We start from the raw sequence: 20,571 nt of genomic DNA on the forward strand, positions 1-20,571 counted from the left end.
CCGCAGAACAACGACTTAGAGGGGTGTCGCCATGCAAGAATCGACGCAAACCGAAACGCCCTATACCGCGCTGGGGTTCTACCACAAGATCTCCCAGCTGCGCGCCGATACCTGGAACGCCCTGAAGCGTGACCTCGGCATCCTGGTGAGACTGGACGATGAGAGCCGGACGAAGAACCTGATCAAGGCCATCGACGTCAAGCTGACGCGGCTGGAGATCGTCGAGGACTACCATGCCTTCCCCTCCAAGGAGGACTTCCGCCATCTCTGGACGCTGTTCGACCGCGAGGAGTACGTGCTGCTGGAGAAGGTGGTCAAGCGCCTGGTGCGGGCGCTGATCAGCGAATCCTACCGGCGTCGCCACGTCGATCTCAGCGAGACCGACGCCGACGCCGAGGACCTGGAGGCCCTCGACGCCCTGGCCCAGCTCAGGCGCGGCCACCCGGCCTCGAACAGCTCGGCCCAGCCCTACTTCGAGCTGCTGATCGTCGACAACCTCTCGACCCAGGAGGAGGAGGTGGTCCGCGAGGCCTTCCGCAACATGCGCCGTCCCGAGGACAGGTTCGTCTACGACGTGGTCACGGTACGCAGCTTCGAGGACGCGCTGATCGCGGTGCTGGTCAACCCCAATATCCAGGCCTGCCTGATCCGCTACGAGTTCCCCTACAAGTCGAAGTACAACCTCAGCGCCCTGCGCAACTACCTCGAGGGCCTGTCGGAGAAGGAGCTGGAGACCCAGACCGAGGCCGAACGCAGCATCCTGCTGAGCAGCATGATTCACGAGCTGCGCCCGGAGATCGACCAGTTCCTGGTCACCAGCGGTGACGTCGAGGCCACGGCGAGCCAGGATATCCGCTACTTCAACCGCATCTTCTACCGCGAGACCGACTACATCGAGCAGCATCACACCATCCTGCGGGCCATCGACAGTCGCTACCGCACCCCCTTCTTCGATGCCCTGCGCGAGTACAGCAAGAAGCCCACCGGGGTCTTCCACGCCATGCCCATCTCGCGGGGCAAGTCGGTGACCCGCTCCCACTGGGCCGGGCAGATGATCGACTTCTACGGCATCAATATCTTCCTCGCCGAGACCTCGGCCACCTCCGGCGGGCTCGACTCGCTGCTGCAGCCCTACGGGCCGATCAAGAAGGCCCAGGAATACGCCGCCCGGGCCTTCGGCGCGCGGCAGAGCTTCTTCGTCACCAACGGCACCTCGACGGCCAACAAGATCGTGGTGCAGGCGTTGGTCAAGCCCCGCGACATCGTGCTGGTCGACCGCGACTGCCACAAGTCGCACCATTACGGCATGGTGCTGGCCGGGGCCCACGTCAGCTACCTGGACTCCTATCCGCTCAACGACTACTCCATGTACGGCGCCGTGCCGCTGCACGAGATCAAGAAGACCCTGCTGGCCTACCAGCGCGCCGGCCAGCTCGACCGGGTGAAGATGCTGCTGCTGACCAACTGCACCTTCGATGGCGTGGTCTACAACGTGCGCCGGGTGATGGAGGAGTGCCTGGCGATCAAGCCCGACCTGGTGTTCCTGTGGGACGAGGCCTGGTTCGCCTTCGCCACCTTCAACCCCACCTACCGGCCACGCACCGCCATGCACGCCGCCCGGACCCTGCGCGATCGCTATCGCAGCGAGGCCTACCGCGCGGAGTATGCGGCCTGGAAGGCCGAATTCGACCGGCTCGACCCCGACGATGACGCCACCTGGCTCGATCGCCGGCTGCTGCCCGACCCCGATGAGGTGCGCATCCGTACCTATGCCACCCACTCGACCCACAAGACCCTGACCTCGCTGCGCCAGGGCTCGATGATCCATGTCTGGGACCAGGACTTCCGCCAGAAGGTCGAGGCGCCGTTCCACGAGGCCTACATGACCCATACGTCGACCTCGCCCAACTACCAGATCGTGGCGTCGCTGGACGTGGGCCGGATGCAGGCGGAGATGGAGGGCTTCGAGCTGGTGCACGCCCAGGTCGAGACGGCGCTGTCGCTGCGCGAGCAGCTCTACACCCAGCCGCTGCTGCAGAAGTACTTCCGGGTGCTCAAGAACAGCGACATGGTGCCCGAGGCCTACCGCGAGTCCGGGGTCGAGTCCTACTACGACCCGGTGACCGGCTGGAACCAGATGGAGGAGGCCTGGGCGCGGGACGAGTTCGTGGTCGACCCGACCCGGGTAACCATCGCCATCGGCGCGACCGGGGTCGACGGCGACACCTTCAAGAACGACTACCTGATGAACAAGTACGGCATCCAGATCAACAAGACCTCGCGCAACACCGTGCTGTTCATGACCAATATCGGCACCTCCCGGGGCGCCATCGCCTACCTGCTCGACGTGCTGATGAAGCTGGCCAAGGAGTTCGACAGCCGCTGGGAGGATAGCAGCCGGCCGGAGCGCAAGATCATCGAGCACCGCGTGCACTCCCTGACCCAGGAGCTGCCGCCGCTGCCGGATTTCAGCCGCTTCCATGACGCCTTCCGGCAGTGCACCGAGACGCCCGAGGGCGACATTCGGCGGGCCTATTTCCTGGCCTACGACGAGGAGAACACCGAGTACCTGCGCTTCGACAACGGCGAGCTGCAGGCCGAGATGCGCGGTGGCCGTGACGTGGTCTCGGCGAGCTTCGTGATTCCCTACCCGCCGGGCTTCCCGGTGCTGGTGCCGGGGCAGGTGATCAGCGAGGGGATCCTGGCCTTCCTGCAGGCGCTCGACGTGACCGAGATCCATGGCTACCGACCCGAGCTCGGCCTGCTGGTGTTCGCCGAGTCGGCCCTGGCCGCCCCGCCGGGCGACTGAGGCGCGCCGGGCGAAGGTTGATACGGCTAGCCGTGAGCGGACGACCGCGCCGTCAGGGCCGACAGCGAGAGGCGCTGCCGCCCCTGGGCATCGAAGTTGTCCGGCGCCAGCCAGCGCCGGAGGATCGCCTCCAGGGCCGGCCATTCGCCGTCGAGGATCGAGAACCAGGCGGTATCGCGATTGCGTCCCGCCACCACCCGGTGCTGGCGGAAGATTCCCTCGAAGCGAAAACCCAGGCGGGTGGCGGCGCGCCGCGACGGCGCATTGAGGGCGTCGCACTTCCATTCGTAGCGGCGGTAGCCCAGGGCGAAGGCGTGACGCATCATCAGCGTCATGGCCTCGGTGGCGGCCGGGGTGCGCTGCAGGCGCGGCGAGAAATGCAGGTGGCCGACCTCGATACTGCCGTGCTCGGGCACGCTATTCAGGTAAGCGGCCAGGCCCAGCGCCTGGCCGCTGGCCCGTTCGACGATGGCATGAAACCGCGGGTCGCGGCTGCCGGCCCGTGAGGCCAGCCAGGCATCGAACCCGGCCCGGTCGTCATAGGGGACGCCGCCCAGGTAGGCCCAGCGCGCCTGCGGGCCGTCGCCGGGCGTCTTTCCCGGCAGGCCCAGGGTGGCGAAGAGGGCGTCGCCGTGGCGCCCGGTCTCCAGGGGCTCGACGCGGACCCGGCGACCGACCAGGGGCGCACCCGGCAGCGGGGTCGCCCCCGCCCAGCCGGGCACCGGGTCGCCGATGGGTTGGCCGAAAGGGGTCAGGGCGCCGAACGAGGCGCCGGTGGTTTCAGCGGTCATCCTGACTCTCCTTACCGAGATCGTCCTCGAGATGGCGCCGGGTATAGCGCTCGGTATAGCCCTGGGTATAGCCCCCGAGCTGGCGGGCCAGCGGGTCGGGGCTCGCGCCCAGCCCGGCCAGGACGCCGGCCTGGTCCTCCCGCGAGCGGTTCAACCCCAGCTTGGCCTTGCCCTGGAGATCGTCCAGGCGGATCCGGAAGCCGACGGTCCCCTTGAGCAGTCGCCGGCGATAGGCATCGCTCAGGATCTCCGCGTCGTCGAGCAGATCGGGCTCGTACTTGGCCAGCAGGGTATCGAAGGCCGCCTGGGTGGCCTCGTCGTCGAGTCGCTCGACGATGCCGCTGGCATGCACGGACACATAGTTCCAGGTCGGTACCGCCGGCCTGGCGGCATACCAGCGGGGCGAGACATAGGCATGCGGGCCCTGGAAGATGGCCAGTACCCGCTGCCCCTCCAGCGCCTGCCAGTGGGGGTTGGCGCGGGCGAAATGGCCGTAGAGGGTGCCCAGTTCGCCTTCGCCGCGTGACAGCACCAGGGGCAGATGGCTGGCCTGCAGGCCGCCGTCCAGCAGCACGGCGAAGCCATGGGCATCGATCAGGTCCTGGGCCTCGTCCAGGGGCATGCGGGTATCACGGGGACGGTACATGGGGGCTTCCTCAGTCGAGGGTCAGGGCGTAGTGATAAAAGTCCCGGTCGCGTTGCCAGCCGAGGGCGTCGTAGAGCGCTTGGGCGGCGTGGTTATCGGTCCGGGTGGCCAGGGTCAACTGGCGGACGCCATGGGCCAGGGCCAGGTCGCGGGCGGCGTGCATCAGGGCACGGCCCACGCCCCGGTGGCGGGCCCGGGGGGCCACGAAGAGGTCGTTGAGCCGCCAGAGCGGGGCCAGGCGCACCGTGCTGAACAGCGGGTAGAGCTGGACGAAGCCCTGCGGCGCCCCGTCGTCGCCGCAGTGCATCAATAGATGGGAATCGCCCAGCCCCAGGCGCCGGGCCAGGAAACGGCGAGCGGCGTCCGGGTCGGAGGCCTGGCCGTAGAAGACCCGATAGTCATCGAGCAGCGCGCCGAGGGCCTCGACATCGGCGAGCCGGGCATGACGGATAGGCATGGTGATCTCCTCGCAGGGGTAGTGACAGCGCTCGAGTCTGGCGGCATGGTGGTTCCCTGATAAGGTCCGGTTATGGGGAAAATCATGGAACCAGTTGTGGCGCTACCTGCCGATTGGGTCGGCGAGGCCCTGGGCATCGAACTGATGACGCCGTCCTCCCAGCCCCTGGCCCGGCGCCTGTATCGGGCGCTGCGGGCCTGGATACAGGCGGGCCGCCTGGCCAGCGGTTGCCGGCTGCCGTCGTCGCGCCGCCTGGCCCGTGACCTGGGCGTGGGGCGCAACACGCTGCTGGAGGCCATCGAGCAACTGGTCGCCGAGGGCTTCCTGGAGACCCGCCCCGGCGCCGGTACCTTCGTCGCCGACCTGCCGTTCGGCCGTGGCGAGGCGGTATCCGAAGCGCTATCCGAGAAGGTCCCGAGCGAGGCACCGGAGGCCGCGTTGTCGGCGCGCGGCGAGCGACTGCTGGGGTTCTGTGCCTCGTCGGGCGATCATCACGGCGCCTTCGCCCCCGGGGTGCCGGCCCTCGATCGTTTTCCCCGCGAGCCCTGGCAGCGGCTGCTCAGGCGCCACCAGCAGCGTGCCCCCGAGGCGTGGCTGGATTACCGCACCCAGGGCGGGGTGCCGGCGCTGCGCGAGGCGCTGTGCGACTACCTGCGACTGTCGCGCTCGGTGCGCTGTCGCCCGGCGCAGGTGCTCGTGGTGCAGGGGGCCCAGCAGGGCTTCGAGCTGATCGCGCGGATGCTCGGTGATCCGGGGGAGGTCGTGTGGATGGAGGAGCCCGGCTATGGCGGGGCCCAGGCCTGCTTCGATGCCGCCGGCCTCGAGATGGTGCCGGTCCCGGTGGATGGCGAGGGCCTGGATCTTAAGCGCGTGCCTCCCGGGCATGCCGCGCCCCGGCTGATCTATGTGACGCCCTCCCATCAGTATCCCAGTGGCGTGACCATGGGGCTCTCGCGGCGCCTGGCGCTGCTCGAGGCCGCCGAAGCCCACGGCGCCTGGATCGTCGAGGACGACTACGACAGCGAATTCCGCTATGGCCAGCGTCCCATCGCCGCCCTCCAGGGGCTCACCGAGGCGGCCCGGGTGATCTATGTCGGCACCCTCAGCAAGGTGCTCTATCCGGGACTGCGGCTCGGCTACCTGGTGTTGCCCGAGGCCCTGGTGGAGCCCTTCCGGCGCGCCAACGCCCGCTTGCATCGCGAGGGGCAGTACGCGGTGCAGGCGGCGTTGGCCGAGTTTATCGCCGCCGGTCACTTCTCGCGGCATGTGCGACGCATGCGCGACTGCTACCGGGGGCGCCAGGCGCTGCTGCGCCGGGCGCTGGCGCCGGCCGTGGCGCGGGGCCTCGCCTTGTCGGAGGGGCAGGCCGGCATGCATCTGGTGGCCTGGCTCGATGACCTGGACATCGAACAAGTGCTGGTGAGGCGGGCGGCCGAACAGGGCATCACCCTGTCGCCGCTGTCACGCTACTACCTGACGGCGCCGGGACGCCCGGGGCTGGTGCTGGGCTATGCCGGGGCCCGCGACGACGAGATCCTGCGGGCCGGGGACTGGCTGGCGCAGGCGTGGCTGTCCCTGGTCGAGGGGGAGGCGCGCCCGCTCCGCGGTAGGCCTGGAACTCCGGGATAAGCAAGCGTCATCGTGGCAACGGCTGGTAGGCTAGGAAATGACCCCCGCGCCGCCGTGTAAAGGAGAACCGATGACGACGCCCTCTTCCCCCCGCACTCACCTCGACGACCCCTTGACCCTGCGCCTGGGGCACGAGGAACTGGTGATCCGCCGCCGCTACGAGACGTTGAGCATCGCCAACGACTTCTGCATCGCCATCTGGTTCCTGGTCGGAAGCATTCTCTTCCTGTACCCAAGCCAGGAGACACTGGCGGTGTGGATGTTCATCCTTGGCAGCTTCCAGTTCCTGATCCGTCCCACCATCCGGCTGGTCAGCCATCTGCATCTGCAGCGCATACCGCCCAGCGAATGGCAAAAGTGAGGGCATGACGCCCTGGGGCGCCGCTCAGCCGCAGCAGGCTGGCCCGAGCACCCCCTGCACGAAGTGGCCCTTGGCCCGGGTATAGGCCTCCCGGTCGTCGGGGTGGCGGGCGGCCAGTTCGGCCTTGAGCAGGGCATAGCGCTCGGCCAGGGCCGGGTCGGCGCGCAGGGCGTCGCGGAAGGCCAGGCGCTCCCGCCACAGGCGGCCATCGTGGACCACCAGGTGCAGGTGGTGGGTACGGTGGCCCTCGGCATGGCGCATCAGCCAGCGGCGGTCGGTGAGGGCGGCATTGAACTCGGCGGAGGTGACGTAGCCCGATTCGAGCAGCGGCGCCATCAGCGCGTCGGCGTCCGCCAGGGAGTCGACCCCGGCCATCAGGTCGATGATCGGCTTGGCGGGCAGGCCGGGCACGGCGGTGCTGCCGATATGCTCCACCCCGCGCAGGGTATCGGGAAACCGGCCCAGCAGGCGCGCCCGTTCGGCGGCGAAACGGCCCGGCCAGGCCGGGTCGTAGGGCACCAGCATCACCCGCTCATGGATGGCGCGCTCGAGGGAGTCTGCTTTCGTCATGACTGGTATGCGTTCGGTGGCACCTGGAGGGCCCATTTGACGGCCTCCTCGGCGTGAATGGCCGTGGTATCGTAAAGCGGCACCGGGGTATGGGCCTGCTGAACCAGCAGGGCGATCTCGGTGCAGCCGAGGATCACCGCCTCGGCGCCCCGCTCGTGCAATGCAGCGATGATCTCGAGATAGCGTCGCCGCGAAGCCTCGACTACCTGCCCCTGACAGAGTTCGGCGTAGATCACCTCGTGAACGAGTGCCCGCTGCTCGGCATCGGGCACCAGCACCTCGATACCGAATCCTTCGGCGAGCCTGCCCTTGTAGAAGTCCTGCTCCATGGTGAAGCGGGTGCCGAGCAAGCCGACGCGGCGGATGCCGTCCGCCGCGAGGCGCTGCGCCGTGGCGTCGGCGATATGCAGGAGGGGAATGGTGATCGATGCCCCGATCTCGGGAGCGACCTTGTGCATGGTATTGGTGCAGATCATCAGGAAGTCGGCACCGCCGGCTTCCACTGAGCGTGCCGCCTCGCAGAGGATTTCCGCCGTCGCCTGCCAATTGCCCTCGTGCTGAAGTCGCTCGATGGTGGCGAAATCGACGCTATAGAGACACAGCTTCGCCGAATGCAGCCCGCCCAGGGCGGCCTTGACGCCCTCGTTGAGCGCCCGATAGTAGCTGGCGGTGGATTCCCAGCTCATGCCGCCCAGTAGGCCGATGGTCTTCATGGAGATTCCGTGCTCCTTCTCATTCTTCGAGTTCCCAGGCCGGGTTCCAGGCCACTTCCCACAGGTGGCCGTCGGGGTCCTGGAAGTAACCGGCATAACCGCCCCAGAAGGTCTCGTGGGCGGGCTTGGTGAGGGTGGCGCCGGCCTGCCTGGCCTGGGCCATCACCTCGTCGACCTCCTCCCGGGAGGCGACATTGTGGGCCAGGCTGAGTTCGGTGGCGCTCGGCGGCCCTAGTGACAGGTTGGCGTCATTGGCGAGGCAGCGCCGCGGCCAGAGGCCGAGCTTGAGCCCGCCCTGCAGGTCGAAGAAGACCACGGTGCCGTCGCCCTCCTCGAACTCCTCGCCGACGATGCCGGGCGTTGCCAGGCCGAGGCCATCGCGGTAGAAGCGCAGCGCCCGTTCCAGGTCGTCGACGCCCAGGGTGATCAGGGTGATACGTGGTTGCATCTGGCCTACCTCCGCTCAGGGAAGATCCGCACCGGAGAAATCCGGCCAAGGTGCCGTTCAGGGTAGATCACTTCGCCACGGCGGGTGGCCTTAGCTTCGTTTAGGGCTCGTACTCGTCGTGGCGGCGGTTCCAGGTGTAGGGCGGCGTCTGGGGCCAGCCATCCGGGGAGTCCTCCCAGGTTTCCTGACGGCCGTAGGGCGTCAGGTCCAGGTAGCTCCATAGGCTGCCCAGGTACTCGACGCCGCGCTTGCCGGTGAAGTAGCTGCGAAAGACCCGCTCGCCGTCGCGCAGGAAGACGCTGATGCCATGGCGCTCGCCGCGGTCGGTATCCGGGGCGCAGCCGTCCTCGCTGGTCACGCCCATGTCGACGTTGAAGTCGCTGCCCAGGGAGGAGACCCAGGGCGGGTGCCGCCAGCCCATGCGGGCCTGGTAGCGCTGGAGCCGCTCCAGGGGCGCCCGGGAGACCAGCACCAGGCTGGTGTCCCGAGCGTGCAGGTGGGCGGGGTGGGTCATGGCGTCGACCACCCAGGAGCAGCCGTCGCAGCCCGCCTCCCAGTCGGGCCCGAACATGAAATGGTAGACGATCAACTGGCGGCGCCCCTCGAAGAGGTCGAGCAGGCTCTGTGGGCCATCGGGGCCCTCGAAGGCGTAGTCGTTGCGCACCTCGACCATCGGCAGGTGGCGGCGGGCGGCGCTGAGTCGGTCGCGCTCCCGGGTATGGGCTTTCTCCCGGGCGATCTGGGCGTCCAGGGCGGTTTGCCACTCCGCCGCGGAGACGATGGGGGGCAGGGGAGAGGTCATGGGGTGCCCTCCTCACGGGCCAGGTTGAGTTGCCAGGAGACGCCGAAGCGGTCATTGAGCCAGGTGAAGCGGGCGCCGAAGCCGTAGTCGTCGGGGGGCATCAGCGTCTCGCCGCCCTCGGCGAGCGCCGCCCGCAGCCGCTCGAACTCCGCGAGGCTCTCACAGTCGACGCACAGCGAGATCGACGGCGTGAAGGTGAAGGCATGAGGCACCGGGCTGTCGATGCAGCGATAGCGGCGTCCGCCGAGGGTGAACTCGGCCTGCTTGACGTCGCCCTCCGCGCCCGGCTCACCGGGGCCGTAACGCTCCAGGCGGACGATGTCGGCGTCGTCGAACAGGGCCGTATAGAGGCGCATGGCCGCCTCGGCGTCGCCCTCGAACATCAGCTGGGGGGTGATAGGGTATGCCATGGGGCCTCCTGGGCCGGCGTTATCCAGGGATCATCCCTCTAGTTAGACGCTCGGTGACCGCTTGTCGAGTCCTCGACCCGGAGAGGCCCGCTTTAATCGGCTAGCTGGCCGGCAGCGGGATAAACAGCCGCTCCCGGGGCCAGCGCACCTTGGCGAGGCCTGCGTGGCGGTCGGCTTCGGCGTCGCGGTAGCCCAGGGCGAGGAGCGCGGTGCTGCGCAGGCCGCGGGCCTCGAGCCCCAGCAACTGGTCCAGCGCCGCCGGGTCGAAGCCCTCCATGGGCGAGGCATCCACCCGCTCGGTGGCCGCCGCCGCCAGTGCCGTGCCCAGCGCCAGATAGGCCTGGCGGCAGGCCCACTGGAAGCGTGCCTCCGCGGTGGGGAAGCCCCGGATGGTGCCGAGGATGGCGTCTCGATACCCCGCCAGGTCGGCGAGGGGCTGGCCCCGCGTCGCCGCGGTCAGGCGCAGGAAGTCGTCGACCTCGGCCTCCGAGACGGACGCCCAGGCGGCGAACACCAGCAGGTGCGAGGCCTGGGTGATCTGCGGCTGGTCGAAGGCCAGCGGACGGATGCGCTCGAGCAGCGCCGGGTCCTCGATCACCAGCACGGAATAGGGCTGCAGGCCGTAGGAGGAAGGCGCCAGGCGCACCGCCTCGAGGATCCTGTCGGCCTGGGCCTGGGGGACCTTGGCGCCGGTCAGGCGCTTGGCGGCGTAGCGCCAGTGGAGGGCGTCGATAAGGGTCATGATCACTCCTTGGGGTCGTGGGCGTCGGGGTGACGCCTTCAGGTCGTCGTTGCCGCGGTCGGGAGGGTGGCGGCCCGGGCGCCGCGCTGGAAGAGCAGGCTGCCGGAGACCACCAGCAGGGCGGCCAGACCCAGGTTGGGGGGCGGTGCCTCGCCGAGGGCCAGTACCGCGATCAGGGTGCCCACCACGGCCGCCACGGCGCCGATCTGGCTCAGGTAGACGGGGCCGGCGAGGCGTTGCAACACGAAGTAGAAGAGATAGAGCACCGTGAAGACCGTGGCCTCCACCACCAGCAGCCGCAGCACGGCCTCACGGCTGAACAGCACGGGCAGTTGGCCGGTCTCCAGGGCCAGCGACAGGGGCAGCAGGGTGACGGCGCCGCCCAGCAGCATCAGTGCCGCCAGGAAGAGCGGCGAGCCGCCCTCGGGCCAGCGCAGGGTGCGGTAGATGTTGCCGAGGGCGATCACCAGTGGCATGGCCATCACCAGCAGGGCCCAGCCCGGGGCCGCGTTCATCCCGCTGGCCTTGGCGGCGGCCAGCACCAGGCCGCCGCAGAGTCCCAGTACCACCCCCGACAGACGCAGCAGCCGCAGGCGCTCGAGTTTCAGGCAGACGGCCAGCACCCAGGTGATCAGGATCGGGAAGGCGAAGCTCAGCGAGATAAAGCCCGCGCCCACATGGCGGATGGCCACGAAGGCCAGGGCATTGGGCAGGGCCAGCAGGGCGCCGGCCACCAGGGCATACTCCAGGGTGCGGCGGTTGAAGGCCAGCGGCCGCCGGCGTAGCGCGGCGAGGCCCATCAACACCAGGCCGGCGCCGGCCATGGCGACCATCAGGAAGCTGACCCGCGGGGCGCCGGCATCGTCGGCCAGCTTGGCGACCGTCAGCGACAGGGCGAGGAAGCTGCCCACCAGCAGCAGGCAGCCGAGCGCCCGGAGGCCGGGGCGGGGGGATCCCTTGCGCGGGGCGGTGACCTTGGTCATCATTCGACTCCTATAGCTCGTGATGAAGTATCTTTTCATCAAGTGACTTTGTTGGAAGTATCTTAGTATCGAGATTAATAATTGGCAAGAGTGGCGAGGCCGATCGATGAACAGAGTGAAACAGGCGGTGAACCAGTGGCAGCGTGAGCTGCCCGAGCTGGATCTCTTGCCGATGGAGGTGGTGGGCTATCTGAAGACCAGCCAGTTGATCACCCAGGGGCGGCTGAACGCCTTCTTCAAGGCGCATGACCTGCAGGCGGGGGAGTTCGATGTGCTGGCCTCGCTGCGCCGCGCCGGGGCCCCCCATGCGCTGACGCCCACCCAGCTGTTCGAGGCGCTGATGATCTCCTCCGGGGGCATGACCAATCGCCTGGATCGCCTGGAGCGGGCGGGCTGGATTCGGCGCTCGCCCAACCCCGAGGATCGCCGCGGCGTGCTGGTCTCGCTGACGGACGAGGGACTCGCGCTGATGAACCGGCTGATCCCCCGGCATGTGGCGAACGAGGCGCGCCTGCTCGCCGCCCTGAGCCGCGAGGAGCAGGAGACCCTGAGCCGGCTGCTCGGCAAGCTGCTCGATGGCCTGGAAGCGGAGTAGCCTGGTCAGCCACTGACGCAAGGAGAGCGTGATGGAGATAGCACAGACGCCGCGGCTACGGCTGCGCGAGCTCGATAACGGTGATGTACCGGCCCTGGCAGCGATCCTCGCCGACCCCGAGGTGATGCGCTATTCGCTGGGCGGCGTGCATGACGAGGCGCAGACGCGGCGTTTTATCGCCTGGTGCCGGGCCTCCTATGCCGAGCATGGCCTGGGCCCCTGGGCGCTGGTCGACACGGCCAGCGGGGAGCTGGCGGGTTTCTGTGGCCTGAGCCATGACACCATCGATGGGGTTCAGGAGGTACATCTCGGCTACCGCCTGGCGACCCGCTTCTGGGGACGCGGCCTGGCCACGGAGGCGGCGCGTTGGGCGGTGGCGCTGGGTTTCACCGCGCATCGGCTGGCCTCGCTGGTGGCCATTATCGAGCCGGCGCACGGGGCCTCGCGGCGAGTCGTCGAGAAGGTCGGCTTCCGGGACGCGGCGCCGGCGGCTTTCCATGGCCGACAGGTGCGAGTCTATCGGCTCACGGCGTCGGCCTGGGGGGCGCCTGAGCCCGGCTCGGGCATCGCATCGTTATAACGTCGGTCTCCCTACCATGCCGGCCTCCGGTCGGGAGGCCGGCATATGAGCGAGGTATATCGTCTCTCCGGCATGGGGCCATCCCGCTTACCGGCATGCACCGATAGGCTCCGGTGAGGCGGCCCGGGAGCGGCATTCCTCCAGGGCGGCCAGGGCGTCCACCTCGAGCGGCAGGCGCGATGCCCACAGGATATCGTCGCGGCGGTGGCCCATGTCCTCGAGGATATGGTCGTCATAGGCGAGCAACGGCAGGAAACGTCGCCGGAACTGCCGCCGGCGGCGGTAGGCCCACCAGCGGCGCTCCAGGGCATGGATCAGCCCCAGTGGCGGCATGGCCGGCATATAGAAGTCCAGCCTGGGTGGTGGTGGTGGCGGCGGCGTGTCCTTGGTGGTCTCGGCGCGGTGAAGGGGTTCGTACAGGCTCATCTGGCACCTCCCAACGGGCCGCCGCGCAGGCGGCTACCGGTAATGGCTTCGGGTTGATGGGAGGGTCGCGACCCCTGGGTGACAGCATGGTGCCGCCTCTTTGATCAATCAAACGAAAAGACCTACATTGACCTTTAAGAATTTCTTAAAGGTATCGGCCATGACCCAGCTGTCCCTACCGACCGGCGGCGCGGCCCTGCCGCTGCTGGATACCGAGGTGCTGCGCACCTTCGTGACGATCGCCGAGAGCGGCAGCTTCACTCGCGCCGCCCGGCAGGTGTTTCGCACGCCGTCGGCCCTGAGCATGCAGATCAAGCGCCTGGAGGAGACCCTCGGCCAGCCGCTGTTCGTGCGCGAGGCGCGCCGGGTGCGGCTCACCCCGGAGGGCGAGGTGCTGCTGGGCTACGGGCGGCGGCTGCTCAAGCTCAACGAGGAGGCGGTGACCCAGTTCCTGGCGCCGTCGCTGGAGGGGCGGGTGGGCATCGGCACCACCGACGACGTCGGCACGCGCATCCTGCCCGGCGTACTGGCGCAGTTCGCCCGCTCGCACCCGGCGGTGCAGGTCGACGTGGTGGTGGGCAGCAGCGCGGGGATGCTGGCGCGTCTGGATGCCGGCGAGCTCGACCTGGTGCTGGTCACCGCCGGCAACCCGGGGCAAGGTGTGCGTGGCGAGATCGTGCACAGCGAGCCGCTGGTGTGGGCCGGGCGCGACGGCGGAATCGCCGCCCAGCGTTCGCCGCTACCGGTGGCGTTGGCCCACCATGGCTGCGCCTGGCGCGGGATGGCCCTCGACGCCCTCGACCGCGCCGGAGTGAGCTACCGCATCGCCTACACCTGCGAACACTGCGCCGGGCAGGAAGCCGCCATGCTCGCCGACCTGGCGGTCTCGCCCTTCCCGCTGGCCCTGATCCGGCCGCCGCTGCGCCGGATCGACAAGAAGCTGCTGCCGCCCCTCGGCGATTATCAGCTGGAGCTGGTCAGGCGGGACGGCGCGGGCCAGGCCAGCGAGGCCCTGGGGGGGTATGTGGTCGAGGCGTTCGGCGATATGCACGACTAAGGCGACGCCTGCCTCTGCGTCGGCCGCTATCATGCCGGATTGGCCCTACCGATCCCGATGGCGGATCAGCTCGCCCGCCCAGGGCAGGGCCTGCGGATAGTCATCGCCGTCGAGGACGAACTCCTGGCCGCGCGCTACCGCACTTAGCTCGGTATGGTCGACATGTTGTCGCCAGCGCTGGCGATTGGCGTGGTAGCTCAGGGGTGGGCGGCCATCGCCCGGATAGCACCAGGCGGGCAGCCGCCACTGGGAAACCCGCTCCGCGTCGGGGGCGGTCAGTTGGCGTTCCGGTGCGAGACGGGGGAAGATCCCGGCGCCGGGCAGGGCCTCGCCGAGCCCGGGCAGGGCGAGCCGGCGGCGGGCCAGATAGAGCACGTTATTGGGATCAGGCCGGCGCCGGAAGTGGGGATGATAGTGCGCCCAGGCGTAGTCGCCTCCCCTGGCCTGATCCACCGCTACCACCGACTCGACCTGCAGCCAGCCCCAGATGATATGACAGGGTTTGGAACCTGATGCCCAGTGCCAGTCGCCTTTCCGATGTTCGACACGCCGGAAGAGACCGAAGAACAGCAACAGATCCCCGGGGCCGACCCCCTGATTGCGCAGGTGGCCTTGGGCCTGGCCGCTCTGGCCGAAGATCGGTCGCCAGCCGGGCGCCCGGGGCAGCATGTCACCGATCAGATCGGGATCCAGGTGGGCGCCGTCCTCGGGCCTGACCCTGCCGCGGGTCAGCGGCGTGACCAGGCTAGCCAGCGGGGCGCCGTCGAAGGCGATGTCGTCATAGCGAATCGTCGATGCCGCATCCGGGATCGGCAGGGCCAGCAGCCGGCCATCCGGCAGGATGGGGCTCGGCACGCCGCCGGCGGCGGAGTCGAAGCCCTTGCGGCTAAGGATCAGCTTCATTCCTTCACCGGTGGCCGGAGAGCAATAGGCCGAGGAGCGGCCTTATGGTGCCCTGGGCGGACATAAGCGTGAGTCACCGTGGATGGACTCCTCGATCCGGGATAACGAGGCACTTGGGGCAGCCTACGGCAGCCCCGACGGTTTTCCTAGCGGTCTACTTCTTCGACTTCCAGGTATCCAACCAGCGTTGTAAACGATGGCGGCGGGAGGAGAAGGCGTCTCCGGCGCTGGTGATACTGTCTTCCATGTTCTCCAGCACCGGGTCGATACGCCGCTGCTTGAAGCGAATCCAGCAGCGCCACAGGTAGGCGACGAGACCCGCCAGCATGATCAGAAAGCCGTAGGTGAACCAATTGAAAGGCTTGTCGTCGGGGCCATCCACGGCCTTGATCGAGACGGCATTGGGGAAAATCGAGAAGAACTCGTTGCGCCATCCATAGTGCATGATCGCGACCCACTGGGGGGCGGTGCGGGTCGAGATGCTGTCACTCGCCTCGGTGTACAGGTTGGCGGTATCGAACTTGAAGTAGGGGGGCCAGCTCCAACCGGTATCCTCGTTGCGATAGACGATGGCTCGGCCGTTCGGAGACACCCCCTGAATAAACTGCACGTCGCGGTTTCTCAGGGTGTTGGCCAGGTCATTCGGGTTGGACCAGAAGATGCGTGTCCAGTCATCGATGTCCTGGCGCTTCTCGAAGGTGCTGACGATGCGCACGACGTCGTATTGCGGCAGGCTGTAGTGAAGAAAGGCACCGAACACGGCCCAGAAGACGATCCAGAATACCCACTTTGCGATGACCATGTTCCGGCCCCCTACATGAAATTGATGATATAGACCAGCAGTGTCAGTGCCGTGATTGGCAGGACATATATCAGCCCGATCAGCACAGGCCGCCAGCGGCGACGGCAACGGCGGAGACCGCGGCGGAGAAACTCGTCGTGGCGGCCCTGTCGTTCCTGTCCCAGCCATTCACGCTTCAACTGACTGCGCCATCTGAAATACAGGTACAGATTGACGATGCCGTAGCACAGCGTGAGCAGGACGAGAACCACGACCAGCAGACGAGTAAAGGCGATCACCTACCGCCCCTCACCGCCACCGAACAAGGCGGTGCGGCTCGCTGCCTTGTTCATAACGTACTCGCGCTCGAGAAAGTCGGCCGCATAGTTCCTGGCGGCCTGTGGCCAACTGCGATAGCGGCGGTAGAACTCGTCCTTGTGGCAGATGTAAAGCTGCAGGATGTCCATCGGTGTCAGTTCGGCCAGCAGCATGTTGACCAGATCCTTCGATGGCGTGTCGGTGGCGCGGAGGGTGTAGAAGTACGCTGGATGATCGAGCCTGATTTTCGGCCTGGCAGCGCCCGACTCGGCCCAGCGGAGCACCGCCGCGAGGCCCTCATATTCGGCGGGCAGCGTGATGCCATGGCGAGTCGCCAGGCGGCGCAGCTCGGCGCGGGAGCGACCGGTGATATCAATCGCTTGCTCCGCCAGCACCGATGCCAGGATGAAATCCTGTTTCTGGCGAAGAATGGCGACCTCCTCGGCACCACGAACCTTGACGATAGGCTCGGCGAGGTCGTTGTCGCGCAGGAACTCGGCCACGGCCCGGCGATTGGCGACCTCCATCACCCGGGCCACCGGCAGCGATTGCTTCGGGCTGTCTCCGCAGGCAATCAGCCCCGATGACTCAACGTCCTGAAACAGGTAGAGCCCGCCGAACAGCGAGGTCCAGCAACTGCGTTGCTCGAACACTTCGTGCTCGAGATGAACCGGGTTGCGGGTGACATCGCCGGTCTGCCTGGCGGTGTCGACCATTTCCTCGATCAGGTCGTTATCGAACCAGGCATCCTTCTCGGCATGAAAGCGCTCCACCAGCCGAGCGAGGTGGTCGGCATGGGCGATGGTACCCGAGGTGGTATCCGCTTCGACCACGACACGGCGGATATCGAACAACTGCTCGATGGTGTCGATCGAGAACACCGAGTTCTCCAACTCGCCGGCAATCGCGTCGGTGGCGGTCAGCGCGAACAGCTGACGTTCGTTGGCATCGATGAAACGACGCAGGATGTGGCGGCTGGTCGAAAAGCTGGCATTGAGCAGTGGGCAGCGCTTCTGGTCGGTCGCCAGCAGAATGAACTGCCGGTTCACTCCGCCGTGATTGAGGTAGTCGTGATCCTCGAGTTCATCGCCGATCTCCGGCGAGTATCCGGAGATGTCGATATGGAAGTCATCCAGGTCGGTGGTGCGGCCTGTCAGGTGCTCGAGGGCACGATTGTAGCGGTCAACCAGCGCCGGCGAGCCGACATGGAAGAGGTTGCCGAACATCAGGCCCTTTTCGATCAAGCGCTGCATGACATCACTTCCTCGTTACCTGGAAGCGACGATGTGCCTCCTGCTGGCGCCCCAGGTCCCTGACCATGGCGTCGATGGCGGCCCCATCGGACTTGTCGGCATAGCGGAATTCGCTGTCGGCGTAACGGTTGATTTCCTGCATGACCATTTCCGTGGTGATCGGTGTGCGCAGCTCATCGATCATCGCACGCTTGGTATCGTAGTCCTTGAACAGGAACAGCTCCGGATTTTCCATCCATTCGTCGGGCAGGTCGAAGTCCATGGCGCGAACCTTCACGGCATCGGTGATGTTCTTGATCGCACGGCCAGTGAAGCGCTCATCGGCCTGCTGGATTTCCTTCAGATAGGCCCCCAGTCTGGCGATGTTGTTGATCTCCCCAAGCTTGTTCTGGGCGCGCTCGAAGACTTCTATCAGGCGTGGCTCCTGGGGGACGTTATGGGACTCGAAGGAGCGTGCGACGGCCTGCTTGATGCTCTGGGCCGCGTATAGCTGGTGCTCGCCCAGCGGGATATCGTGATTACTGCCGAGCAGCAGGTTGAGAATGTCGACGTAGTCTTCCCGTGATTGGGGACCATCCACCAGGAAGCGTGCCCCAGCGCGTTGGCGCAGGGCGTCATCGACGTTCTCCGGATAGTTGGAGAACATGCCGAAGGTGCAGTTGCCGCGGACGACGGTATTGGCGCCGGCGAAGGCTTCCATCAGTACGGCGGTGACTTCCTGCTGGCCCGCCGATGACTGGCGGTCACCGCGCTTGCCGGCGATCTGGTCGATGTCATCGATGGTGCCAAAGCCGATCACCGAGGGATCCAGGACGTTGTGGATAAAGGCCTTGGCATTCTGTCCGGATTTACCCTGGTAGCTGTCGATATTGTCGACGCCGAAATTCTGGTAACGGAATGGGTAGCCCGCGACCTGACAGTAGTCGTGTATCAGGCCCGCCATCATCTGGATCAAGGTGGTCTTGCCGGTACCGGGCTTGCCGTCACCCATGAAGGTAAAGATGAAGCCGCCCATCTCGGCGAAGGGATTCAGGCGGCGTTCGAAATCGTAGGCCATTACCATTCGGGCGAGACGCTGGGCCTGGTGCTTGGCGATGTGGTTGCCGATCACCTCCTCGGGCTGCTTGAACACCATGCTCAGGTTGCCGGTGGCGCCGCGACGGGCCGCCTCGAAGCCGCGCAGGGTCAGATCGTCGGCCTCGACCCGCCATACGCTGGAGGTGAATGAGCCCAGGCGCGGGGCGTTCTGTGCCCGCAGGGCGACCTTGTCCAGCAGTTGCTCGGACCAGGCCGACAGGGTGGCGATCAGGTGCGTATCGTCGCTGGCATGCAGGGCGATCATCTGGTCCAGTTCCCACAGCACGCCATGCATCGCCAACTGGGCGTTGTCGGTCAGCAGCTCTTCCGGCTCGCCGACCTCCACCTGGGCCTCGTCGCCGTGCTCGGCCAGTAGCCAGGCGCTGGCATTGGCCAGCACATGGACCACGATCAGTGCTTCGGCGGCCAGCAGTTCGGAAAACTCCGTGCGGCGTGACGATGCCAGCGAACCGGCGAGATTGGTGCGCTTCATCTCGGCCAGACCATGCTGAGCGGACCAGGCCTCGCCAACCGCCAGGGCAATCGCGATGGCGCGGCGCAGGCCGCGCTGGGCGGTCGCCTGCAGCGGTGAGGTCAGGGGGTCCTGGTCGTCGCAGGCGGTGATGCGTTCGATCAGGTGCACGCCATCGGGGCGGGCGGTGGAGCGTGTGGCGAGGCCCGGTGTGGTCGAGCGCAGCCGCCGGGTGCGCGGGATGCCTGGCGAGCGCTCGGCAGGCGCGGCCTGCTCCTGGTGGCGTGGGCGGGCGATGCGGGGACTGTGATCGAATCCCTCGAGCATCCCTTCGGCGGCGGAATAGTGTTTGCGGATGTCGTCTTCGCGCAGTTCCATCTGGTCGCTGGTCAAGCTCATCGTATCCTCGATACCGGGCGTTCCTGCCGCGGCTGTCTATGGTTAGTTCTATCGCGTGGCCGATAGGGCCGATAGTAGGGCTGATATTAGGGCCGAGTTATCGGAGCCGTTCAGTAGCGCAGTACCTGCCCTGACGGGCTGACCACGAACTTGTGCACGTCGCCAAAGCCGGGCGGTGACAGGTCGGCCAGCACCTGGAAGGGGCGCTGCGGAAGGATGATGGCGCGCTGGGTACGGGTGGCCCCGGTATGGGCCGTGCCGTCATTGAAGGGATCCAGGGCGTAGATCTCGCGTTGGGCCTTGCCGAACCAGCCGCTGCGCTCTTCACGGGTGCCGTCGCTGTCCAGCTCTTCCTGAGTCCAGGCGAGTGCCCAGTCGTCCTCTTCGCTCGAGCAGGCCTGCTCGAGTATCTGGCGTAATGGCCCCGACTGTTCGGTATAGGTCGAGGCATACATGGGGCCAATGTGGTAGCGGCGCAGACGCTTGGGATGCAGGTCATCGAAATCGGCATCGAATCCGCGGGCGATGGTCAGCAGGGTCAGGCCAGCCATGGACTGTGACATCAGGTGGGCCTGGACACCTGGCCAGCGAAACCCATCCTTCGGCAGCGCCACCTTCCCGCTGTCCTCGACTTCCATCAGGTAGATCACCGGCAGGTTGACCTGGCTGTCGTAGACCGCCCAGTGGAGCAGGAATCGGCGCCGGTTCCCTTCGTTTCCCATGGCTTCCCACTGCGGGTCATTCTGTGCCCAGAACAGGTATCCCCTGGTGAGCTCCTCATAGTAGAGGCGTTGCGACATGGCGAACTGCAGGCGGGTCGGCGACTCGTGGTCGGCGATGATGGTGCGGATCATCTGCGCCTTGAGTTCGTCGGCGTCCGGCATGTCGGCCAGGTGGCGCGATGCCTGCTGGGCATCGTTGGCCATTCTCATCAGCTCGGTGGCCACCGGGAATCCGCTGTCACGCTTGTCGACGGTGAGGCTGCCAAGGCTTCTCGAAGGGCCACAGCCGACCATCAGGTACTTGGTGCTCAGGGCATTGAAGGTGTAGTCCAGGCGCGTCAGATAATCGGTCAGAACCTGCACATCCTTGCGGCTGAGCTGGTCGTTGGCGTGCATGGTACCGGCCACGCGTACCAGGTGCTGGAGGATCAGGCCGAACCTCCGAAAGTAGCGACGCGAGGCGTGGGTGTCGGTCAGCTCGATATGATCGTGACCAGGCGCGGTCATCGTTATCCCTCCCTGGGACAGCAGAGAACAGGTGGATCATCCACGAGTCCGGCAGGCGCGACCCAACGGCCTATGAATGCCCTTGCCGACGGCAGGGGCATTCATAGGGGGCTTGCCGGA

Annotated in this window: 23 protein-coding genes; 6 read left to right on the plus strand and 17 right to left on the minus strand. The window is 67.0% G+C overall.

Features of this window, described 5'->3' with window-relative positions:
- Positions 1-31 precede the first annotated feature (31 nt).
- The gene (locus ACZ5EF_RS02320; protein ID WP_346062663.1) at positions 32-2,809 is read left to right on the plus strand and encodes an aminotransferase class I/II-fold pyridoxal phosphate-dependent enzyme; all 2,778 of its coding nucleotides are present in this window, start codon (positions 32-34) and stop codon (positions 2,807-2,809) included.
- Positions 2,810-2,835: 26 nt separating this feature from the next.
- On the opposite strand, the gene ACZ5EF_RS02325 is transcribed toward ACZ5EF_RS02320, so the two are convergent.
- From ACZ5EF_RS02325 to ACZ5EF_RS02335, 3 genes are read right to left on the minus strand one after another with little or no spacing between them, the layout of a single operon-like run.
- On the minus strand, positions 2,836-3,600 hold the full coding sequence (locus ACZ5EF_RS02325; RefSeq protein WP_346062662.1) for a GNAT family N-acetyltransferase: 765 nt from the start codon (positions 3,598-3,600) through the stop codon (positions 2,836-2,838).
- Entirely contained in the window at positions 3,590-4,246 is a 657-nt protein-coding gene (locus ACZ5EF_RS02330; RefSeq protein ID WP_346062661.1) for an FMN-binding negative transcriptional regulator, read from the minus strand. The genes ACZ5EF_RS02325 and ACZ5EF_RS02330 overlap by 11 nt, the downstream gene beginning before the upstream one ends.
- 10 nt (positions 4,247-4,256) lie before the next feature.
- On the minus strand, positions 4,257-4,703 hold the full coding sequence (locus tag ACZ5EF_RS02335; protein WP_346062660.1) for a GNAT family N-acetyltransferase: 447 nt from the start codon (positions 4,701-4,703) through the stop codon (positions 4,257-4,259).
- A gap of 84 nt (positions 4,704-4,787) precedes the next feature.
- Between ACZ5EF_RS02335 and pdxR the strand changes: the two genes are divergently transcribed.
- Positions 4,788-6,332 (plus strand): MocR-like pyridoxine biosynthesis transcription factor PdxR, encoded by a 1,545-nt coding sequence (gene pdxR / locus ACZ5EF_RS02340; protein WP_346062659.1) that lies wholly within the window; start codon positions 4,788-4,790, stop codon positions 6,330-6,332.
- Positions 6,333-6,402: 70 nt separating this feature from the next.
- Complete coding sequence (locus ACZ5EF_RS02345; protein WP_346062658.1) at positions 6,403-6,693, plus strand: YrhK family protein; 291 nt, start codon at positions 6,403-6,405, stop codon at positions 6,691-6,693.
- 24 nt (positions 6,694-6,717) lie between these two features.
- Here the strand turns inward: ACZ5EF_RS02345 and ACZ5EF_RS02350 are convergent, their stop codons facing one another.
- The 7 genes from ACZ5EF_RS02350 to ACZ5EF_RS02380 all read right to left on the minus strand — a co-directional run bounded on the left by ACZ5EF_RS02350 (position 6,718) and on the right by ACZ5EF_RS02380 (position 11,361).
- Positions 6,718-7,263 (minus strand): GrpB family protein, encoded by a 546-nt coding sequence (locus tag ACZ5EF_RS02350; RefSeq protein ID WP_346062657.1) that lies wholly within the window; start codon positions 7,261-7,263, stop codon positions 6,718-6,720.
- Positions 7,260-7,976 carry an aspartate/glutamate racemase family protein gene (locus ACZ5EF_RS02355; RefSeq protein WP_346062656.1) on the minus strand — a complete coding sequence of 239 codons (717 nt, stop codon included), beginning with the start codon at positions 7,974-7,976 and terminating at the stop codon, positions 7,260-7,262. Before ACZ5EF_RS02355 ends, ACZ5EF_RS02350 begins: the two co-directional genes overlap by 4 nt.
- A 19-nt stretch (positions 7,977-7,995) precedes the next feature.
- Positions 7,996-8,424 carry a VOC family protein gene (locus tag ACZ5EF_RS02360; protein WP_346062655.1) on the minus strand — a complete coding sequence of 143 codons (429 nt, stop codon included), beginning with the start codon at positions 8,422-8,424 and terminating at the stop codon, positions 7,996-7,998.
- Between the two features lie 100 nt (positions 8,425-8,524).
- A complete protein-coding gene (locus tag ACZ5EF_RS02365) occupies positions 8,525-9,226 on the minus strand; it encodes a DUF899 domain-containing protein (protein WP_346062654.1) in 702 nt (233 codons plus the stop codon).
- Positions 9,223-9,636: a VOC family protein gene (locus ACZ5EF_RS02370; protein WP_346062653.1), complete on the minus strand. Its 414-nt coding sequence runs from the start codon at positions 9,634-9,636 to the stop codon at positions 9,223-9,225. The genes ACZ5EF_RS02365 and ACZ5EF_RS02370 overlap by 4 nt, the downstream gene beginning before the upstream one ends.
- Positions 9,637-9,736: 100 nt before the next feature.
- Positions 9,737-10,378 carry a nitroreductase family protein gene (locus tag ACZ5EF_RS02375; RefSeq protein ID WP_346062652.1) on the minus strand — a complete coding sequence of 214 codons (642 nt, stop codon included), beginning with the start codon at positions 10,376-10,378 and terminating at the stop codon, positions 9,737-9,739.
- Positions 10,379-10,416: 38 nt separating this feature from the next.
- A complete protein-coding gene (locus tag ACZ5EF_RS02380) occupies positions 10,417-11,361 on the minus strand; it encodes a DMT family transporter (RefSeq protein ID WP_346062651.1) in 945 nt (314 codons plus the stop codon).
- Between the two features lie 106 nt (positions 11,362-11,467).
- Here ACZ5EF_RS02380 and ACZ5EF_RS02385 point away from each other — a divergent pair, with 106 nt between their 5' ends.
- Both ACZ5EF_RS02385 and ACZ5EF_RS02390 read left to right on the plus strand, forming a co-directional pair.
- Positions 11,468-11,956: a MarR family winged helix-turn-helix transcriptional regulator gene (locus tag ACZ5EF_RS02385; RefSeq protein WP_346062650.1), complete on the plus strand. Its 489-nt coding sequence runs from the start codon at positions 11,468-11,470 to the stop codon at positions 11,954-11,956.
- 31 nt (positions 11,957-11,987) lie between these two features.
- Positions 11,988-12,536 carry a GNAT family N-acetyltransferase gene (locus ACZ5EF_RS02390; protein WP_346062649.1) on the plus strand — a complete coding sequence of 183 codons (549 nt, stop codon included), beginning with the start codon at positions 11,988-11,990 and terminating at the stop codon, positions 12,534-12,536.
- Positions 12,537-12,623: 87 nt separating this feature from the next.
- On the opposite strand, the gene ACZ5EF_RS02395 is transcribed toward ACZ5EF_RS02390, so the two are convergent.
- Complete coding sequence (locus tag ACZ5EF_RS02395) at positions 12,624-12,962, minus strand: hypothetical protein (protein ID WP_346062648.1); 339 nt, start codon at positions 12,960-12,962, stop codon at positions 12,624-12,626.
- A gap of 160 nt (positions 12,963-13,122) precedes the next feature.
- Between ACZ5EF_RS02395 and ACZ5EF_RS02400 the strand changes: the two genes are divergently transcribed.
- Entirely contained in the window at positions 13,123-14,019 is an 897-nt protein-coding gene (locus tag ACZ5EF_RS02400; protein WP_346062647.1) for a LysR substrate-binding domain-containing protein, read from the plus strand.
- Positions 14,020-14,064: 45 nt separating this feature from the next.
- Here ACZ5EF_RS02400 and ACZ5EF_RS02405 read toward each other — a convergent pair whose 3' ends face one another.
- From ACZ5EF_RS02405 to ACZ5EF_RS02430, 6 genes are all read right to left on the minus strand, one after another.
- Positions 14,065-14,922 (minus strand): Nmad3 family putative nucleotide modification protein, encoded by an 858-nt coding sequence (locus ACZ5EF_RS02405; RefSeq protein WP_346062646.1) that lies wholly within the window; start codon positions 14,920-14,922, stop codon positions 14,065-14,067.
- Between the two features lie 154 nt (positions 14,923-15,076).
- Positions 15,077-15,724 (minus strand): DUF1523 family protein, encoded by a 648-nt coding sequence (locus ACZ5EF_RS02410; RefSeq protein WP_346062645.1) that lies wholly within the window; start codon positions 15,722-15,724, stop codon positions 15,077-15,079.
- Between the two features lie 11 nt (positions 15,725-15,735).
- Positions 15,736-16,002, minus strand: a complete 267-nt coding sequence (locus ACZ5EF_RS02415; RefSeq protein ID WP_346062644.1) for a hypothetical protein — start codon at positions 16,000-16,002, stop codon at positions 15,736-15,738.
- Positions 16,003-17,274, minus strand: coding sequence for a DUF6638 family protein (locus ACZ5EF_RS02420; RefSeq protein ID WP_346062643.1), 1,272 nt, complete (start codon positions 17,272-17,274; stop codon positions 16,003-16,005).
- Positions 17,275-17,278: 4 nt separating this feature from the next.
- Positions 17,279-19,222, minus strand: a complete 1,944-nt coding sequence (locus ACZ5EF_RS02425; protein ID WP_346062642.1) for an AAA family ATPase — start codon at positions 19,220-19,222, stop codon at positions 17,279-17,281.
- A gap of 110 nt (positions 19,223-19,332) precedes the next feature.
- Positions 19,333-20,451: a hypothetical protein gene (locus ACZ5EF_RS02430; RefSeq protein WP_346062641.1), complete on the minus strand. Its 1,119-nt coding sequence runs from the start codon at positions 20,449-20,451 to the stop codon at positions 19,333-19,335.
- Positions 20,452-20,571: the final 120 nt, after the last annotated feature.

The sequence above is a fragment of the Bisbaumannia salifodinae genome (assembly GCF_055388505.1).

Bases quoted from the DNA above. Each gene is read 5' to 3' on its own strand.
- ACZ5EF_RS02320 (WP_346062663.1), top strand. From the start codon at position 32: ATGCAAGAATCGACGCAAACCGAAACGCCCTATACCGCGCTGGGGTTC.
- ACZ5EF_RS02325 (WP_346062662.1), bottom strand. From the start codon at position 3,600: ATGACCGCTGAAACCACCGGCGCCTCGTTCGGCGCCCTGACCCCTTTC.
- ACZ5EF_RS02330 (WP_346062661.1), bottom strand. From the start codon at position 4,246: ATGTACCGTCCCCGTGATACCCGCATGCCCCTGGACGAGGCCCAGGAC.
- ACZ5EF_RS02335 (WP_346062660.1), bottom strand. From the start codon at position 4,703: ATGCCTATCCGTCATGCCCGGCTCGCCGATGTCGAGGCCCTCGGCGCG.
- pdxR (WP_346062659.1), top strand. From the start codon at position 4,788: ATGGAACCAGTTGTGGCGCTACCTGCCGATTGGGTCGGCGAGGCCCTG.
- ACZ5EF_RS02345 (WP_346062658.1), top strand. From the start codon at position 6,403: ATGACGACGCCCTCTTCCCCCCGCACTCACCTCGACGACCCCTTGACC.
- ACZ5EF_RS02350 (WP_346062657.1), bottom strand. From the start codon at position 7,263: ATGACGAAAGCAGACTCCCTCGAGCGCGCCATCCATGAGCGGGTGATG.
- ACZ5EF_RS02355 (WP_346062656.1), bottom strand. From the start codon at position 7,976: ATGAAGACCATCGGCCTACTGGGCGGCATGAGCTGGGAATCCACCGCC.
- ACZ5EF_RS02360 (WP_346062655.1), bottom strand. From the start codon at position 8,424: ATGCAACCACGTATCACCCTGATCACCCTGGGCGTCGACGACCTGGAA.
- ACZ5EF_RS02365 (WP_346062654.1), bottom strand. From the start codon at position 9,226: ATGACCTCTCCCCTGCCCCCCATCGTCTCCGCGGCGGAGTGGCAAACC.
- ACZ5EF_RS02370 (WP_346062653.1), bottom strand. From the start codon at position 9,636: ATGGCATACCCTATCACCCCCCAGCTGATGTTCGAGGGCGACGCCGAG.
- ACZ5EF_RS02375 (WP_346062652.1), bottom strand. From the start codon at position 10,378: ATGACCCTTATCGACGCCCTCCACTGGCGCTACGCCGCCAAGCGCCTG.
- ACZ5EF_RS02380 (WP_346062651.1), bottom strand. From the start codon at position 11,361: ATGACCAAGGTCACCGCCCCGCGCAAGGGATCCCCCCGCCCCGGCCTC.
- ACZ5EF_RS02385 (WP_346062650.1), top strand. From the start codon at position 11,468: ATGAACAGAGTGAAACAGGCGGTGAACCAGTGGCAGCGTGAGCTGCCC.
- ACZ5EF_RS02390 (WP_346062649.1), top strand. From the start codon at position 11,988: ATGGAGATAGCACAGACGCCGCGGCTACGGCTGCGCGAGCTCGATAAC.
- ACZ5EF_RS02395 (WP_346062648.1), bottom strand. From the start codon at position 12,962: ATGAGCCTGTACGAACCCCTTCACCGCGCCGAGACCACCAAGGACACG.
- ACZ5EF_RS02400 (WP_346062647.1), top strand. From the start codon at position 13,123: ATGACCCAGCTGTCCCTACCGACCGGCGGCGCGGCCCTGCCGCTGCTG.
- ACZ5EF_RS02405 (WP_346062646.1), bottom strand. From the start codon at position 14,922: ATGAAGCTGATCCTTAGCCGCAAGGGCTTCGACTCCGCCGCCGGCGGC.
- ACZ5EF_RS02410 (WP_346062645.1), bottom strand. From the start codon at position 15,724: ATGGTCATCGCAAAGTGGGTATTCTGGATCGTCTTCTGGGCCGTGTTC.
- ACZ5EF_RS02420 (WP_346062643.1), bottom strand. From the start codon at position 17,274: ATGCAGCGCTTGATCGAAAAGGGCCTGATGTTCGGCAACCTCTTCCAT.
- ACZ5EF_RS02425 (WP_346062642.1), bottom strand. From the start codon at position 19,222: ATGAGCTTGACCAGCGACCAGATGGAACTGCGCGAAGACGACATCCGC.
- ACZ5EF_RS02430 (WP_346062641.1), bottom strand. From the start codon at position 20,451: ATGACCGCGCCTGGTCACGATCATATCGAGCTGACCGACACCCACGCC.